The sequence below is a fragment of the Halomonas sp. N3-2A genome, assembly GCF_002216165.1.
Lineage (GTDB): Bacteria > Pseudomonadota > Gammaproteobacteria > Pseudomonadales > Halomonadaceae > Vreelandella.
Genome location: NZ_CP022286.1, coordinates 1,402,235 through 1,419,583 on the forward strand (window position 1 = coordinate 1,402,235; position 17,349 = coordinate 1,419,583).

The 17,349-nt window shown below is 51.7% G+C and carries 16 protein-coding genes; 6 read left to right on the top strand and 10 right to left on the bottom strand.

Features of this window, described 5'->3' with window-relative positions:
- The first annotated feature begins 30 nt into the window (after positions 1–30).
- From tusC to CEK60_RS06635, 3 genes are read left to right on the top strand one after another with little or no spacing between them, the layout of a single operon-like run.
- Positions 31–396, top strand: coding sequence for a sulfurtransferase complex subunit TusC (gene tusC / locus CEK60_RS06625; RefSeq protein WP_089038359.1), 366 nt, complete (start codon positions 31–33; stop codon positions 394–396).
- A 36-nt stretch (positions 397–432) separates the two neighbouring features.
- On the top strand, positions 433–720 hold the full coding sequence (gene tusB, locus CEK60_RS06630) for a sulfurtransferase complex subunit TusB (RefSeq protein ID WP_089038360.1): 288 nt from the start codon (positions 433–435) through the stop codon (positions 718–720).
- 2 nt (positions 721–722) lie between these two features.
- Positions 723–1,073, top strand: coding sequence for a TusE/DsrC/DsvC family sulfur relay protein (locus CEK60_RS06635; RefSeq protein WP_089038361.1), 351 nt, complete (start codon positions 723–725; stop codon positions 1,071–1,073).
- Positions 1,074–1,114: 41 nt separating this feature from the next.
- Here the strand turns inward: CEK60_RS06635 and CEK60_RS06640 are convergent, their stop codons facing one another.
- Positions 1,115–1,747: a helix-turn-helix domain-containing protein gene (locus tag CEK60_RS06640; RefSeq protein WP_089038362.1), complete on the bottom strand. Its 633-nt coding sequence runs from the start codon at positions 1,745–1,747 to the stop codon at positions 1,115–1,117.
- 102 nt (positions 1,748–1,849) lie between these two features.
- A complete protein-coding gene (locus CEK60_RS06645) occupies positions 1,850–2,791 on the bottom strand; it encodes a histone deacetylase family protein (RefSeq protein WP_089038363.1) in 942 nt (313 codons plus the stop codon).
- Between the two features lie 106 nt (positions 2,792–2,897).
- Here CEK60_RS06645 and CEK60_RS06650 point away from each other — a divergent pair, with 106 nt between their 5' ends.
- On the top strand, positions 2,898–5,645 hold the full coding sequence (locus CEK60_RS06650; protein ID WP_089038364.1) for a bifunctional acetate--CoA ligase family protein/GNAT family N-acetyltransferase: 2,748 nt from the start codon (positions 2,898–2,900) through the stop codon (positions 5,643–5,645).
- A gap of 116 nt (positions 5,646–5,761) precedes the next feature.
- Here CEK60_RS06650 and pdxH read toward each other — a convergent pair whose 3' ends face one another.
- Positions 5,762–6,406, bottom strand: coding sequence for a pyridoxamine 5'-phosphate oxidase (pdxH, locus tag CEK60_RS06655; protein ID WP_089038365.1), 645 nt, complete (start codon positions 6,404–6,406; stop codon positions 5,762–5,764).
- A 237-nt stretch (positions 6,407–6,643) separates the two neighbouring features.
- Here pdxH and CEK60_RS06660 point away from each other — a divergent pair, with 237 nt between their 5' ends.
- Positions 6,644–7,336 (top strand): cytochrome b/b6 domain-containing protein, encoded by a 693-nt coding sequence (locus CEK60_RS06660; protein WP_089038366.1) that lies wholly within the window; start codon positions 6,644–6,646, stop codon positions 7,334–7,336.
- A 30-nt stretch (positions 7,337–7,366) separates the two neighbouring features.
- Here the strand turns inward: CEK60_RS06660 and CEK60_RS06665 are convergent, their stop codons facing one another.
- Genes CEK60_RS06665 through CEK60_RS06675 form a run of 3 tightly spaced genes read right to left on the bottom strand, consistent with a single transcriptional unit; the run spans position 7,367 to position 8,900 of the window.
- Positions 7,367–7,759, bottom strand: a complete 393-nt coding sequence (locus CEK60_RS06665) for a DUF2069 domain-containing protein (protein ID WP_089038367.1) — start codon at positions 7,757–7,759, stop codon at positions 7,367–7,369.
- Positions 7,756–8,382 carry an NAD(P)H:quinone oxidoreductase gene (gene wrbA, locus CEK60_RS06670; RefSeq protein ID WP_089038368.1) on the bottom strand — a complete coding sequence of 209 codons (627 nt, stop codon included), beginning with the start codon at positions 8,380–8,382 and terminating at the stop codon, positions 7,756–7,758. Before wrbA ends, CEK60_RS06665 begins: the two co-directional genes overlap by 4 nt.
- Before the next feature lie 47 nt (positions 8,383–8,429).
- Positions 8,430–8,900, bottom strand: coding sequence for a gamma-glutamylcyclotransferase family protein (locus tag CEK60_RS06675; RefSeq protein ID WP_089038369.1), 471 nt, complete (start codon positions 8,898–8,900; stop codon positions 8,430–8,432).
- Positions 8,901–9,021: 121 nt separating this feature from the next.
- Here CEK60_RS06675 and smrA point away from each other — a divergent pair, with 121 nt between their 5' ends.
- Positions 9,022–9,612: a DNA endonuclease SmrA gene (gene smrA / locus CEK60_RS06680; protein ID WP_089038370.1), complete on the top strand. Its 591-nt coding sequence runs from the start codon at positions 9,022–9,024 to the stop codon at positions 9,610–9,612.
- A 115-nt stretch (positions 9,613–9,727) separates the two neighbouring features.
- Here the strand turns inward: smrA and CEK60_RS06685 are convergent, their stop codons facing one another.
- From CEK60_RS06685 to metH, 4 genes are all read right to left on the bottom strand, one after another.
- Positions 9,728–10,273: a DUF934 domain-containing protein gene (locus CEK60_RS06685; protein WP_089038371.1), complete on the bottom strand. Its 546-nt coding sequence runs from the start codon at positions 10,271–10,273 to the stop codon at positions 9,728–9,730.
- Positions 10,260–11,918, bottom strand: coding sequence for a nitrite/sulfite reductase (locus tag CEK60_RS06690; protein WP_089038372.1), 1,659 nt, complete (start codon positions 11,916–11,918; stop codon positions 10,260–10,262). Before CEK60_RS06690 ends, CEK60_RS06685 begins: the two co-directional genes overlap by 14 nt.
- A gap of 138 nt (positions 11,919–12,056) precedes the next feature.
- Positions 12,057–13,373 carry an MATE family efflux transporter gene (locus CEK60_RS06695; protein ID WP_089038373.1) on the bottom strand — a complete coding sequence of 439 codons (1,317 nt, stop codon included), beginning with the start codon at positions 13,371–13,373 and terminating at the stop codon, positions 12,057–12,059.
- Positions 13,373–17,068 carry a methionine synthase gene (metH, locus tag CEK60_RS06700; RefSeq protein ID WP_089038374.1) on the bottom strand — a complete coding sequence of 1,232 codons (3,696 nt, stop codon included), beginning with the start codon at positions 17,066–17,068 and terminating at the stop codon, positions 13,373–13,375. Before metH ends, CEK60_RS06695 begins: the two co-directional genes overlap by 1 nt.
- Between the last annotated feature and the right edge of the window lie 281 nt (positions 17,069–17,349).

Sequence of the window (17,349 nt, forward strand, 5' to 3'; positions counted from 1 at the left end):
GGGCGGCCGGAGTAGATAGGTAGGACTAAGATGGCTGAAGCAAATGAGCGACTTATCGTTATACGACATGCGCCCTATAGCTCAAATGAGTTGCGGGAAGGGCTGGATGTTGCGCTAGTGTCTGCTGCCTTTGGGCAAGCGGTTGATCTGCTGTTTTTAGGGCAGGGGATATTCGCGTTACTCAAAGAGCAACAGGTTGGCGCGCCAGGCCAAAAAGCCACGCTACCGACAATTAATATGTTAGAAATGTACGATATAGAAAACCTATTAGTCCCTACCGAGACCCTACAAGCCTTCAATATAGCCACTGATCAGTTGGTTGAGGGAGTTACCTTAGTCTCGGCTTCAGACGTGCCAGACCTGTTCCAGCGTTATAATTATGTTCTTAATTTTTAATTTTGCGCTCAATTTTTAGCAGAGTAGCCAATAACTATGCTACATATTCTGAATAAACCTCCCCATAGCGATGCTGCTGTGCAAATGCTCAATGCACTCAGCAATGGCGATTCTGTTGTACTGATAGAAGACGGCGTGCAGGCTGCGCTCTATCCTGAATGGCAAGGCTGGGCAGCCAATACAGCGTCGATTTTTTTGCTAGCTGAAGATGCTATTTCGAGAGGGGTTCTCTCTGTTGCCACAAGCCATGGGCTGCCTTTGATAGAGATGGATGGCTTTATTAGGTTGACTGAGCAAAATGAAAAGATCATTTCCTGGTATTGAATATGAGTAATCAAAGTTTATACCGTTATCTTGATTCGTCACAAAAAGTCCAACTAGATCCTGAGGGATATTTAGTTAAGCAGGATCAGTGGAGCGATGAGGTTGCTCAGTTGCTCGCTGAGGATGAAGGATTAACTCTTACAGAAAAACACTGGGAAATTATTCAGCTGGTGCGCGAGTTTTATACTCGATATGAAATGGCACCCGCAATGCGGCCCTTAGTGAAAGCCACAAAACAGGCGCTGGGTGATGAGAAGGGGAATTCGATTTATTTAATGACGCTGTTTCCAGGGAGTCCACCAAAGCGTATTGCTCGCATCGCTGGCCTTCCTAAGCCCACAAACTGTTTATAGCTATTTTTTGTGGTTAGTTTGAGCGATACAAAATCTGGGCGTTAGACCGAGTCGCCCCGCGTGCAAACAGAAAGCACGACCGCATCTTCTGGGCTGGTAGAAACAAGGGCATGCCCCATGTCGCTATCAAAATAAATACTATCGCCTTCGGCGAGCATGAGTGGCGCATAAAATTCTGTGTATAACAAAATATCGCCTTCTAAAATCATCAGAAACTCTTCACCGTCGTGACGAACCCACTGATGATACTCATCAAAACTGCGTGCTCTAACAATGGTCTTGAAGGGAATCATGCGCTTTTGAGCAAGCTGATGCCCTAGCAGCTCATGCTCGTAGGTAGGGGTAGGGTGCACTTGGCCCTTGCCCTTACGGGTAAAATCCCTACGCCCCATGGTATAGCGCTCACGCTTCGGCGGCGTAAATAGCTGGGGCAGGTCGATGTTCAGGCCGGTAATAAGTTTTTGAACCACACTGAACGTAGGCGACACTTGGTCATTTTCGATCTTAGAGAGTGTTGAACGTGCTAAGCCTGTGCGCTGGCTGACGTCTTCCAATGTCCACTGGTTAGCAAGGCGAATCTGTTTTAAACGTTCCCCCAGGCGTAAAGGTTCGACAAAGGGCTTTCGCCCAGAGGCTATGCGCAGCGCAGCATGCTCTTCAGTAGTAGCGGTCATAAAAAGCCACGTGAGTAAACGTCAATAAAACCGCATGTTATCACAGACGCTCTGTATCAAGGTCGCCGTCGCATGACGTTTCACAATAGTGAGTGGCATACGTCATGGAACATCCGTAAAGGGCAAACCCAATAGCGCTTTTAAGTGAGCTTCTGCACCGCTAGCGAGCGTTTTCGGGTTATACCCCCCCTCAAGTACTGAAACTACTCGGTTTTCTGCATAGAGGGCTGCAATCTCCATTGCTAAGTGGGTTATCCAATAAAAATCCTCATCTTCTAAACAGATATCTCCCATAGGGTCGTCGCGATGAGCATCAAAGCCTGCAGAAAGCATGACTAAGTCTGGTTTGAACGCATGGAGAGCGGGAAGCCACTGTCGTTCGATAATGCGTCTAAACTCTTTACTATCAGTGCCTACTTCCAGCGGCGTATTGACCACATTTTGCCATTCACTGCGTAAATAGCGCCAGGGGTAAAACGGATACTGGAAGCTCGTGCACACCAGTACCTCTGGATCATTTTTGAAGATATCAATCGTGCCGTTGCATTGATGAACATCAAAATCGAGTATTGCGATACGTTTAGCACCATATTTTGCTTTTGCATGGGCCGCACCGACGGCAATGTTGTTATAGAAACAAAATCCCATCGCATCGGCCGCTTCTGCATGATGCCCTGGCGGCCTTACTGCGCAAAATACGTTGTCAGCTTGGCGCTTAAACACTTGATCAACTCCGCGAATGACGGCTCCCGCGGCCACTCTCGCCGCTTTTAGGCTATCGGGGTTCATCATTGTGTCGCTATCGAGTGTAACGATGCCTTCTTTCGGCAGACACTTTGCTAACGCATTAAGGTGCCTTGTTGGGTGAACTCTTGCTAACGCCTCGTCACACGCCTCTTTGGCATCCGCCTGCATGGTTTGTTGAAGAAGGCCTGCTAGAGATAGGCGCGCACGAATCGCTTCAAGCCGTTGAGGGCTTTCAGGGTGCTCAGGCCCCATATGGTGCAATGCGCAGTCTGGGTGAGTAAGGTAGGCAGTAATCATGCAAGCGCTCCGAAGACAATATCGCCACCTTAATCGTCCCAGGGGCTTGCGCGACAGTGTCAATAAGTCGTACACAGTGGTTATTAATTTCAGGGGAGACGCATTCGTGAGCACACGTTTTTTGCATCATTTTTTCGAACCGCGCACAGTGGCCGTGTTCGGTGCCTCTGAAAAGCCAGCCTCGTTGGGTGGTTTAGTACTTGGTAATCTTCAAGAGGGCGGTTTTAGGGGGAAAATATGGGCGGTCAATCTGAAAGGATATGACACAGTCTTCGGCGTGGATTGCGTCCGCACCGTGAATGAACTGCCTGAAATCCCTGATTTAGCGGTTATCTGTTCCCCAATCGATGGTGTTCCTAGTCTGATCAAAAAACTTGGGCAGTTTGGTGTAAAAGCTGCGTTGGTGCTTTCCGGCGGTGCCTACCTTGATCGTGAGACGGGCAACAAAGGCTCAATCCGGCAACGTATGTTGCAGTCGGCGATAGAGTCGGGTATCCGGGTGCTAGGGCCCGAGTGCATGGGGCTGATTGTGCCTGGGAAGAAACTGAATGCTTCCTATGCCAGCCAGCCAGTTCAAGCGGGCAAAGTGGCCTATTTAGGGCAATCGGGCATGTTGGCAAATGCCATGATCGATTGGGCTGCAGGCCGCGATGTTGGTTTTTCACACTTGATCACGGTCGGTGACAGTGTTGATGTTCTACTGCCAGATTTGATTGATTATGTGAATCAGTTTTCCCCAGCGCAAGCGATTCTGCTGCACCTTGAGCGCGTGATGGATGCTCAGCACTTTATGACCTCCGTGCGTGATGCATCGCGTAACCGCTTGGTCGTCGCCATCAAGAGTGGGCGAACGCCGCAGTCAGATATTTCGGGTATGGCCCCCACACCAGGTATTGCTAATCGTGATGTGGTGTTTGACGCGGCCTTTGCCCGGGCGGGCGTTGTTCGCGTCAATGATTACGATGAATTGCTGGATGCGCTGGAAACCTTATCGCGCATGAAGCCGCTTCGCGGCGACCGATTGGCTATTGTATCCAATGGCTTAGGACCCGCCATGCTGGCGATCGATAAACTGATAAGTGCGGGCGGTAAACTGGCGGAGTTTAGCGAAGAGACCCAGCGGGTGCTGCATAAAAGCCAGGTAGATATGAGCAAGCCCGGTGAGAACCCAGTGGATTTAGGCGGCAACGCGACGCCAGAGCGTTTTGTAGAAGCGCTAAAAATTGTCACTGCCGATCCAAATGTGGATGCCGTACTGGTGGTTCACGCGCCTACTCGTTTAGCGCCTTCATTGGCCACTGCTCAGGCGCTGATTGATCATCGAAAGACATTTAAACGTAACTTACTAACGAGTTGGATGGGGCTGAAAGAAGCCCTGAATGCTAGGCATGTGTCCAATTTGGCGGGTATACCCACCTATACATCGCCGGAAAAGGCAGTGAAAGCATTTATGCATATGGTGGACTATCAGCGTGTTCAGGCGCTGCTGCATGAAATTCCGCCTAGCTTACCTTTTTCCACCAGCGCAGAGATTCGTGCGGAGTGTCGCGCGCTGATTAAAAATGCCAAAGCGGAGGGGCGACAAACGTTGACCCATTCCGAAACGGCCCAAGTGCTAGAAGCCTATGGCATTCCTGCCGCACCGAGTGTCTATTTGGCTAATCCGGAAGATGCCTTAGCGATGGCGGATCATTTTCCAGGTCCTAAGGCGCTAAAAGTCATTCACGAGGGCAATTGCCGTCCTTATCGCTACCGTAAACACCCCCATAAAATATCCGCAGGTCTACTGCAAGATTTAGAAACGCCGGAGCAAGTGGCCGAAGGGATCCGTCAGCTGGGCGATAAGGTGCGCGAGAAATTCCCCGAATATGCTATTCGCGAATACTGTTTGCAGCCAATGCAGCGTGGTAAACACTCAATGCAGATCTGTGCCGGGATCACTCGTGACCCTGTGTTCGGTCCGCTGATTGTTTTCGGGATAGGTGGCTATAAAGTGAACGTGCTAGCGGATCGTCAGATTGCGCTACCACCGCTGAACATGAGTTTGGCCGCTGACGTGGTGGGTAGAACCCATGCGGCTTCATTGATTCGCGAGCATTCGGCCGACCCCGAACGAGATATCCAGCGGCTCTGCCAACTGTTGGTCAAGCTGTCTCAAATGGCTTCTGACTTGGGCGACTTGAGGGGGCTTGAACTCAATCCTTTGCTGCTGAACCGTGATGGGATGTTAGCAGTGGATTTTGCCATGGACTTAGGCCCGCCGGCGCGTTTTGCCATCATGCCTTACCCTGAAGAGCTACGTGAATGGGTAACGCTGACAAATGGATGGCGGGTAGAGGTTCGCCCCATCCGCGCGGAAGATGCGCCTCTGATTACGACGTTCCACCGACAGTTATCAGAGGAGAGCATTCGTTTTCGTTATTTCCACAATAAATCCAACCTAACCCAGCGTGATTTGTCGATTCTGTCGCATATCAACTACGACCGACAGATGGCCTTTATTGCCGAACATCAGCACGATGACGGGAGTAAAGAGATGTTGGGTGTCGTTCGGGTATGGAATGATCCCGATAATATTCGCACGGAATTTTCGGTCATTATCCGTGACGACTTGCAGGGGCTGGGTATTGGTAGCCTGTTAATGAACAAGATGATCGATTACTGCACCAACATTGGTACGCTCGAAATGATCGGCAAAATTATGGTAGATAACCATCCCATGCGCGCCTTGATGAAGCACTTGGGCTTTAGGTGTCGCTATAACATGGAAGAGCAGGTGATTGATGCCGTGCTCAGGTTGAACGAGCCTGAAAGCGAATGGCAGCGTCACCGGTTGGAGAGCCAGCCTGACTAGGCTATTGCTGACACAAATGAGCCTGCCTCAAAAGAGGCAGGCTCATTCATGGGATGGGTAAAAGCGAGTGACGAAATGTCTAAATTAAGAAGCCACTAAATTAATGGATTTCTTAATTAAGGAGCTAAGCGGAAGCGACTCCAATCGCCGCCGTCACGCCGTTCAAAGCGTAGGCGGTCGTGAAGACGACTGGGTTGCCCCTGCCAGAACTCAATCATTTCAGGATTAACTCGATAGCCGCCCCAGTGATTCGGACGTGGAATATCTTGTCCTTCGTAGGCTTGTTCAAAGCGTTTTTGCCGCTCTTCAATCCAATTGCGATCAGGGATCACAACGCTTTGGGTAGCAATCCAGGCACCCAACTGGCTACCACGTGGCCGACTCGAGAAGTATTCATCAGACTCTTCTTGTGCCACTTGTTCTACGGGACCTTCGATGCGCACTTGCCGTGACAGCGAAGGCCACCAAAAGGTGATGGCAGCAAAAGGTACGTTGCTCAGCTCGCTACCTTTGTGGCTATGGTAGTTGGTGAAAAACACCATGCCTTGCTCGTCAAACCCCTTGAGCAGAACGACACGGGCATGAGGGCGCCCCTGACTGTCTACCGTAGAAAGGGTCATTGCGTTACCGTCTTGTCCTTCTGCTTCCAGCGCTAGGTTAAACCACTCATCAAACAGCACAAAGGGATTGTCGGGGGCTTGGGCTTCATCAAGGCGGCCACCTTCATAATCGCGCCTAATATCAGCTATATTGCGTGTCATTGAATACTGCTCCCTTTAAATTTTGTTCATGGTCGCTGGTCTTTCGGTAAAGCTCAAGCCCTGTCTCTAAGCTTTGCTGACAAGCTCTATTTAGAAGCCCAGCCGAGAGGTTGATGGCGTTACGGGTAATGCAAAGTTGCTTGATTGTATAACGCGTCGACTGTGCTCTGTAATGCGTTATATCAGAAACATTGAAGAAATGAGAAAATGTATGAATAGAAGATAAAGGGCAACGTAATGCAGAATGAAAGAAAACAGCTGGCCGTTTGGGACGTCTTTGTACGCTTATTCCATTGGTGTCTGCTGGCAGCGGTGATCATTTCGTTTTACACCGCGAAAACCGATGGTGTACCGTTTTTGTTTCCGATTGAGGCTCATGCCCAAGCAGGCTACCTCATTATTGGTTTATTGATATTTCGCGTGATATGGGGCGTCTCAGGCCCTGCCTATGCCCGCTTTAGTGCGTTTATCTATGGGCCAAAAGATACGGCAATTTATGCAAATGCACTGCTGAAGCGACGTGCACCTCGCTACGCGAGCCACAACCCCCTGGGTGGTTGGATGGTGGTTCTTTTGTTGCTCTCACTGAGTTTTCAGGCAGTGAGTGGGCTATTTTTGAGTGACGATATCTTCTTTCAGGGTCCACTTTACGGTTTGCTGGGCCGAGACATAAGTGGCGAGCTAGCCAGTTTGCATTCACTCAATAGTGATATGCTGCTTATCCTGATAGGCATCCATATTGCGGGCATCATTGTGCATGCTCTGCAGGGGGAAAATTTAGTCGCTGCAATGGTGACGGGAATCAAACATTTCAACAGTGAACCGATTGATATAAAACCTGCCCACCGAACTAAGCATCGCCTGTTTGCGCTAGGTGCTTTTTTAGTTGCGGCGGGCGTTTGTGGCTGGTTGTGGTTTTATCCTTACTGATATTTCTAGCAAACAGAGCGTTATCTAAGCTTACTTCTGGCGCTGTTGACGACTGCGAAAACGTGCGTACGCCATACAGCCAGTAAATAGTGCCAGCGATACAACCGCTTCCAGCACGCCGCGAACCCCTTGGCCGGGTAGGGTTGCCAGCATAGTGCCTTGGGTGAAGTACAGTAGACTGACAAATGCTAACCAAGCATGGCCTCTGGCTCGCTGACCAATGATAGAGGGTAGGAATAGTAAGAGTGGCAGTACAAATGCGACCACAGGACGCCAGTTAAAGGTATCACCCTGAATAAAAAAGCCACGATAGATAACTAGTAGCAGCAGAATGACAAAGCTGACGAGCACTAATTGCCTTGCTTGCTGTGTGAGCTTATCGAGTCCATGGCGAGTCTCGAGACCTTCTAACCACTGCCTCATGCCGCTTCCTCCTGGCGCATTTTATGCAGCGCTCGCGCAAGCCTAGCCAACCGCTTGCCTTGAGCAAGACACAGTGCACGCTCGTGCTCGTCGACAGAGCGGTCACTTCGCGCACCGGCAACATGACTAGCCCCGTAGGGAGTGCCACCGGTTTGGGTGCTGAGAAGGGCGGTTTCATTATAGGGGATGCCGGCGTAGACCATGCCGTGATGCAGTAACGGAATGAGCATGCTAAGAAGCGTGCTTTCCTGGCCACCGTGGAGGCTGGAAGTGGATGTGAACGCACAGGCAGGTTTATCAATCAACGCGCCATTCATCCATAGGCTACTGGTCGTATCTAGAAAATACTTAAGCGGCGCAGCCATATTGCCAAAACGCGTAGGGCTACCCAATGCCAACGCGCTGCAGTGGCGTAAATCCTCTAGGTCTGCATAAACCGCTCCCTCTGCTGGAATTTCGGGATCAACGGCTTCACAGGTTGTGGAGACAGGGGGAACGGTGCGCAGCCGCGCTTCAATCCCCGTAATGCTTTCGACACCTGCTGCAATTTGCCTTGCCATATCCGCAGTGGCTCCTGAGCGCGAATAGTAAAGAATTAAAACAAACGGCGTGGAATCACTCATGAGGTATCCTAGAAATAACGACGTAAAGAGGGCACTGCGTTGTCTGCTTATGGTACCAGAGCTACCGGTTGTACAGGAGATGCGTTAAGCAATTGGCTAAGCGTGGGCAGGCGTAGATAAACCCATGCGGTTGAACCGTCCGTTAGCGTTTGTTTGACCCGCTCATAGCGAATACCTAGGCGCTCATAACGATCCAAGCGCAATAGCTGATCCGCAGTGACTTCTAACCGTAACCCTTCTACATGGCTATGGGTATCGGGAGTCAAGTCCAGGCCTTGTTTTTTAAAGCCCTCAAGACGTGCAGGTTGTGGGTTGCCTGAACTGCCCATCACCACCCAGCGCACAGGGAGATAGCGCAGCGTGCCATAGACGAAGACACTGTGGGTTCGCTCTTCAATGATTGGCAGGTGGGCGGGGCGCTCGTAAAACCACGGGCTCAGCATTGTCAGCCAAAGCCAACCTGCAGCACCGATTAGTAGTGCTGCGCTACACGCGATCAAACGTTTTAACCAAACCATGCCCACTCCTTTGATAATGTTGGCTATCAGCGTGGCGTTAGATGTTAATGAAAACAAGTCTTAAGCAATGTCGGCGGGTTTGCTAGGATAGAGGCATTAGACCCTGTCAGAGGAGCCTGTTATGAATCAATCACTTCGTGATGAGATGGATTTCAGTGCGTTGGTCGGCGATGTAAAGCCGTTACCCAAGCATAACCGCGCAGATACAGGTACCCAGCGCCAGCGGCCTACAGAGGCCCAGCTTGCTCGTCGTGAAAGTGCTGAGCAGCGTCTGGAAGAGCGTAATTTCTTATCCGATGATTTTGTCGACTTGTTGCCGCCCTTTGATCCGATTGAATACCGCCGGGAGGGTATTCAGCAAGGAGTGGTCGATAAACTGAAGCATGGTGGTTACAGTGTTCAGGCCCAGCTACATCTGCTACGGCGGCCGTTGGCAGAGTGCCGCAGAATGCTGTTCCCGTTTATTCAAGAAGCTTACCTCCACGACCTTCGCTCTGTGCTCATTGTGCATGGGAGAGGTCGAGAAATAGATAGTCCTGCGAATGTCCTGCGTTCCTATCTGGCTAAATGGCTTACCCAGTTTGACGAAGTGCAGGCTTATATTTCTGCGCAGCCTGCGGAGGGTGGCCTTGGTGCCACCTGGGTAATGCTACGTAAAAGTGACCGTGCCAAAGCTAACAACCGTGAGCGCCAGCAAAAACGTCGCGGATAGCCTGCCATTGTTTATCAAGTAATTGTTTATCAAGCAAAAGGGCAGCCGAGGAGCTGCCCTTTCTGTTTCTATCTCTACTTCTATCTTTCTACGTCTATCTCGATACCGTTTGCGGTTACTGCTTGCTGTCCGCCAGGCGGCGTTCGAACAATGCTTGACGCTGCTCAACATCGGTTTGGTAGCGAACACTAAACATATTCAACGCACGGATAGCGTCGTCTGGGTGCTGATCATCACGCAGAGCCATGGCGGTAAAGCCACAGCGGCGCATGTAATCCAACTGGTCGACCAACACATCACCGACTGCACGTACTTCACCGGTATAGCCGTAGCGTTCGCGAAGCAAACGAGCAAGCGTGTAGCCACGCCCATCCGTAAATGCCGGGAAATCGATGGCAATCGCACTGGTACTGCTTAGCTGCTGGCCAAGCTCCGTGGTTAACTCGGTATCACTTGAAAGCAGCGGTGCTAGCTCGGCATCGTCCTGGTTCGCTTGCCAGAGTGCCAGCGGCACAAAGGCGGGACGCTGTTCAGGGAGCGTGTCTGCGTCATAGGACACACACCACGCATTCTCTGCTGCCAGTTCACCATCAGCGATCAGATGGTCGACATGTACTGGCGTGAGCTCAACCGCGTCAGTCTGAGTGTCATTGCTGGGCATAAACACGCTCCTTAAAGGGTTTTAAGCCAATACGGCGATAGGTGTCGAGGAACCGCTCGTCTGCGTGACGTTCGGCCACATAGACTTGAAGTACCTTATCGACAACGTCCGGCACGTCTTCGCGGTAGAAAGAGGGCCCTAGGATTTTACCTAACGAGGCATCGTCAGTTGAGTTACCACCAATCGAGATTTGGTAGTACTCTTCGCCTTTTTTGTCGACGCCGAGGATGCCGATGTGGCCAACGTGGTGATGCCCACAGGCGTTCATGCAGCCTGAAATATTCAGATCCAGCGGGCCGAGGTCATAGAGGAAGTCCAGGTCTTCAAACCGCTCCTGCAGTGCTTGGGCGATGGGGATAGAGACCGCGTTGGCCAAGCCACAGTAGTCGCCGCCAGGGCAGCAGATAATATCGTTCAGCGTACCTACGGTTGGATTGGCCATGCCCAGTGCATCAAGCTCTTTCCAGAGTGCTTCCAGCTCATCGACGGGAACGTCAGACAGCACTAAGTTTTGCTCGTGGGTCACGCGCACTTCACCGAAGCTATAGCGATCGGCCAAGTCGGCGACGGCTTCCATTTGATCCGCTGTGACATCACCAGGCGCGTGTTCGCGGCGCTTAAGTGATAGCGTCACCGCTTTATAACCAGGGACCTTGTGGTCGGTGACGTTATTCGTCACAAAGCGGGCCAAACTACGATTTTCGCTGCGTAGCTGTTCGAAATCGGCAATGGCGCTCTCAGCAACCGGACGGCGCTCTGGTTCAGGGAAGTGAATCTTGGCCGCATCAACCGCTGCTTGGTTAAGTGTTTGCGGGCCATCTTTAAGATGCGCCCACTCTTCGTCAACGCGGCGGCGAAACTCTTCAATACCGAGCGCTTTGACGAGAATTTTAATACGTGCTTTAAACTTGTTATCGCGGCGACCAAATTGGTTGTATACGCGAACACACGCTTCCAAATACGTTAACAGATGCTGCCAGGGAAGATCTTCGCGCACCACGTCGCCAATCATCGGTGTGCGGCCAAGACCGCCACCTGCCAGCACTTTAATGCGGACGTCACCGTCTTCGTTACGCCATAGCCGCAGGCCGATGTCATGCACTTGAATAGCTGCGCGATCTTGGGCGGCACCGCTGACAGCAATTTTAAATTTGCGTGGCAGGTAGGCGAACTCAGGATGTAAGGTCGACCACTGACGAATTAGCTCACACCAAGGGCGTGGATCTTCCACTTCATCCCCTGCAATACCGGCAAACTGGTCACTGGTGGTATTGCGGATGCAGTTGCCGCTAGTTTGAATAGCGTGCATTTGTACTTTAGCGAGGTCTGCCAAAATATCGGGCACGTCTTCCAATGCGGGCCAGTTCAGCTGCAAGTTTTGCCGAGTCGTGAAGTGGCCATAGCCACGGTCATAGCGGCGGGTAATTTCCGCTAACGCGCGAAGCTGCTTGCCCGCTAGCATGCCGTAGGGGATGGCGATTCGCAGCATTGGCGCATGCTTCTGAATATACAGGCCGTTTTGGAGTCGCAGCGGGCGAAACTCTTCTTCTCCCAAACGCCCGGCGCGGTAGCGGTCCATTTGGTCACGAAACTGAGCGACGCGCTCGTCAACCAACGTTTGGTCGTGAATATCATAACGGTACATGTGGCACGATCCTGCTAAAAGCGAAATGGTCACGTCGAGACGGACGGTAATGTGCCGTCACCTTAACGCGGGCGTCATATTCTACAAAAGAATATATAATTATCTTTTTATCGCTAAATGATATTTGAGGTTTGTAAGTCATAGCGTTTGAGCTAGCCAGCGTCGACGCTGCCACACCCATAAGAAGCTGCTGGAGTTGAGCGCACGGTAGAAAAGCTGCACTAGCCATACACCGAGTAGCCCATATTCCAACTCAATGCCTACCCACCAGGCCAGTGGCAGAAACACTAGCCACTGCATGCTCAAAGTAAGCAACATCACTGTTCGCTGAGCGCCAGCGCCCATTAACGTTTGGGCCAGCACCAATGCGGCAGCATCCAGCACTATCATTAAGCCAGTAATCTGTAAGGGAAGAGTACCTAACTGAATAAGTGAGTGATCTTCAAAAAAAATAGCCAGAACAGTGGCCGGGAACAACAGCATAGGGAGTGCCAACACTGTCAGCAGCAAGCCAGCGACGCTTAATGCGTCGATTCCCCAGCGGTGTGCTGCCTGTTGATCATCGCGCCCTAATGCTTCACCGACCAAGCTCATTGCCGCCACACCCACCCCGACGCCAGGTAAAATAAGTAGCAACGATAGATTCACTAGCACATGGCCCACAGCGACACTCTGCGTGCCCATCCTACCTAATAGCCAGAACAGCACCACATAGCCGGCGGCAAACCATACTTGTTGCATTGAGTGTGGGATAGCCAAAAATAGTGTGGTCTGTAATGAGCGCAATGTCAGCTTCTGTCGGGTAAGTGCGTGGGCGTTATACGTCACGTAAGCCCAAATAATCAGTCCCAGCAGTAGCGAAAGCGTCGTGCCCATACCTGCACCGTTGGCACCCAGCGCCGGAAGGCCACCAATGCCATAAATTAATCCTGCACTAGCGACCACATTGAACACATGCACAATGACGATAATACGCAGGTAAAGGTGCGTGTGCTGCCGGCCGTTCCAGTAACCGCGAAAGCAAAGTGTCAGGGCAATCGCGGCTAACGATACAACGCGCCAGCGGAAATACTCCACGGCAATCGCCGTCACGTCATCTGCTGGCGTCATTAGTTGTATTAACCGGGGAGCCTGCCACCACGCGAGACACGATAATGGAATGCCGACCATAACGGCGATCAGCAAGCCAGAGTGAAGTGAGCGTGTTAGCGGGAAGTGTTCTGCGCCCAGGTCTTGAGAGGTTTGCGACTGGACGCTGGAAGAGAGGCCAAAAACCAGCGCCGTCATCATAAACATGGCATAGCCGCCGATACCAACACCTGCCAATGCCTCTTGGCCTAAATGGCCTACCAGTGCAGCATCAATAAGGTTGAGCATGCTCTGTGAGAGCATGCCCAGCATGATCGGTAAGGCTAAGCGTATGACCTTACCTTGGCGGCGGCCCACTGCTGACATTAGCTAGGGTCGTAAGAGAGCACTGGCGATAGCCAGCGTTCCATTTCCACTAATGGCATCTGCTTGCGTTGCGCAATCGCTTCCACTTGATCCCGGGTGATTTTTCCGGTGGAGAAGTATTTGGACTGGGGGTGTGCGAAGTACCAGCCAGAGACCGCCGCCGCAGGCCACATGGCAAAATTTTCGGTCAGTGCCAAGCCGGTATTTTCCGTCGCATCAAGCAACCGGAACAGCGTGGCCTTTTCGGTATGGTCAGGGCAGGCTGGGTAGCCGGGAGCAGGGCGGATACCCTGATATTTCTCGGCAATTAGCGCGTCATTATCCAGCGTCTCTTCCGGCACATAGCCCCAGAACTCTTTGCGCACACGCTCGTGCATGCGCTCGGCAAACGCTTCTGCCAAGCGGTCGGTTAACGCTTGCACCATGATGGCGTTGTAATCGTCACCTGCCGCTTCATAGGCTTTAGAAAGTTCATCAACCCCATGGCCTGTGGTAACGGCAAAACCACCGATCCAGTCGGCTTTGCCGCTCTCTTTAGGCGCAATAAAATCCGCCAGACTGTAGCAGATCCCATCACGCCCTTTGGTGGTCTGCTGACGAATGTGATGCAAGCGCTCAACTACCTCGGTACGGCTTTCATCGGCATACACTTCGATGACATCGTCATCGACGCTGTTAGCGGGCCACAGGCCAATGACGCCGCGCGCCTGAACACGCTTTTCGTCGATTAACTTGCGCAGCATCACTTTGGCATCTGCAAACAAATTGCGTGCAGCTTCCCCGACTACCTTATCTTCAAGGATTTTGGGGTACTTGCCAGCGAGCTGCCAGCTCATAAAGAACGGTGTCCAATCGATGCGTTCAACCAGCTCTTCAAGATCGTAGTCGTCGAAGGTTTTGAGACCCAACACCTGAGGTTTAACTGGAGTAAAGCTGTTCCAATCCGTGCGGAAGCGCCGTTTACGGGCTTGGGTATAGTCCAGGTCTGCGGCTTTAGGGCGGCGTTTGGCGTTACGCTCGCGCACTTTTTCGTACTCTTCGCGAATCTCGGCAACGTAGGCGGCTTTAAGGTTCGGCGCCAGTAAACGGCCCGCAACGCCAACCGCTCGAGAGGCATCGGTTACATAAATCACCGGATGATCGTATTGTGGCTCAATTTTTACGGCTGTATGGGCTTTGGAGGTAGTGGCACCACCAATGAGCAGCGGCAGATCCATGCCTCTGCGCTTCATTTCTTTAGCAACATGCACCATCTCATCAAGCGATGGGGTAATCAGCCCTGAAAGCCCAATGATGTCAGCATTATGGTCTTGGGCGGCCTGAAGAATTTTTTCGGTGGGCACCATCACGCCAAGGTCGATGACTTCGTAGTTATTACACTGCAGTACCACGCCGACAATGTTTTTGCCGATATCGTGAACATCGCCTTTGACCGTGGCCATTACGATCTTACCTTTGGCCTTGGTCTCTTCGCTTTTTTCCGCTTCGATATAGGGAATCAGATAGGCAACCGCCTGCTTCATGACGCGAGCCGACTTAACTACCTGGGGTAGGAACATTTTGCCGGCACCAAACAGGTCGCCAACCACGTTCATACCATCCATTAACGGGCCTTCGATCACCTCGATGGGCCTAGCGGCCTCGGCGCGAGCCTGTTCGGTGTCCTCTTCTATATATGCCGTTACGCCTTTAACCAACGCATGCTCGATACGCTTATTAACCGGCCAACTGCGCCACTCCAGGTCTTCTTTTTTGGCGGCGCCGCTGCCATCGCCCTTGTACTTGTCGGCAAGGTCAAGCAGCCGCTCGGTACCATCGCTACGGCGGTTGAGTACGACGTCTTCTACCGCATCACGCAGTTCAGTGGGTAAGTCATCATAAACCGCCAATTGGCCCGCATTGACGATGCCCATGCTGAGGCCTGCACGAATGGCGTGGTAAAGGAATACCGAGTGAATGGCTTCACGAACGGGGTTATTGCCTCGAAATGAAAACGAGACGTTCGACACGCCACCGGAGATCATCGCGTGAGGTAGGTGCTCACGGATCCACTGGGTAGCCTCAATGAAATCGACGGCGTAGTTATTGTGCTCATCTATGCCGGTAGCGATAGCAAAGATATTAGGATCGAAAATAATATCTTCCGCAGGGAAGCCAATGTCATCGACGAGTAAGCGATAGGCGCGTTCACAAATTTCGGTTTTACGCGCAAAGGTATCTGCTTGGCCTTCTTCATCAAACGCCATGACCACAATGGCAGCGCCAAAGCGGCGACATTTGGTGGCTTGCTCACGAAACGCAGCTTCACCTTCTTTCAGCGAGATAGAGTTAACAACCGCTTTGCCCTGAACACACTTAAGGCCCGCTTCGATGATGTCCCATTTAGAGGAGTCGATCATGATCGGAACGCGAGCGATATCGGGTTCGCCAGCGATTAAATTAAGGAAACGAACCATCGCTTCCTGGGACTCCAACATGCCTTCGTCCATGTTGATGTCGATAATTTGCGCGCCGTTCTCGACCTGCTCCAAGGCGACTTCAAGCGCGGTGGTGAAGTCTTCTTCGACGATCAGCCGCTTAAAGCGTGCCGAGCCGGTCACGTTAGTGCGCTCACCGACATTGACAAACAGCGCGTCGGCTTCAATGTTGAAGGGTTCTAAGCCAGACAGTCGGCACGCATGACTACGCTTTGCAATCTTGCGGGGCGCCATCGAGCTGACTGCCTCAGCGATGGCGCGAATATGCTCAGGGGTTGAGCCACAGCAGCCCCCAATAATATTGACCAGTCCACTTGCCGCGAACTCGCTGACAATGGCCGCCATTTCCTCTGGGGTTTGGTCATACTCACCAAACTCATTGGGTAGGCCCGCATTGGGGTGCGCAGAAACAAAGGTATCGGCTTTAGTGGAAAGCTCTTCGATGTAAGGGCGCAGCTCCTCCGCACCTAGAGCACAGTTCAAGCCAACTGAGAGAGGCTGAGCGTGGCGAACAGAGTTCCAGAATGCCTCGGTGGTTTGACCAGAAAGCGTGCGACCTGACGCATCGGTAATGGTGCCGGAAATCATCACCGGCAGCCGCGTGTTCAGGTCATCAAACAACTCTTCAAGCGCATAAATAGCGGCTTTGGCATTAAGTGTGTCAAAGATAGTCTCGATCATAATAAGGTCGGCACCGCCTTCGATTAACGCACTAGCAGCTTCATAATAGTTCTCGCGAAGCTCGTCGAAGGTGACATTGCGCTTAGAAGGGTCGTTGACATCCGGCGACAGAGACGCGGTGCGTGAGGTTGGCCCAAGTACCCCAGCGACATACCGCGGGATATTCGTTTCAGCAGCCACGGCGTCACAGACATTACGCGCCAAACGTGCCGACTCACGATTCAGCTCAGGCACCAGATCTTCCATGCCATAGTCTGACTGGGAAAGACGTGTGCTATTAAATGTATTGGTTTCGATAATATCCGCGCCAGCTTCTAGATAGTCGCGGTGAATACGTGCCACTAAGTCCGGACAGGTAAGTGCTAATAAGTCATTATTACCTTTAAGATCCGAGGGCCAGTCACGAAAGCGGTCACTACGGAAATCGTCTTCGCTGAGTTCGGCGTTCTGCAACATGGTACCCATGCCGCCGTCCAAAATCAGGATACGTTGGGCAAGGCGTTGGGTGAGGGAAGCAGTCAAATCACTAGCAGCCATGGCAGGGGGGAATCTCCAGCGTCTCAGTCGAAAAGGATATTTTTTATAGTCGTCGTCATAGTGTGAGCGGCGCCTATCATAACAAAGGGCACACCATAGGGCAGCAAGTAAGGGCGTGAAGTTATTGCAGTATCTTAATGAGGCGCGCTCATATACATAGGCAATAGCCTACTAAAATAGTCGGGATTGTGCTGGCGAGCAGTTTTGCTTACCATAGGCGTTAATGAAATAGTTATAAATGACATGTGATGTGGCCAAGCCACAACCACGGGAGGATAACA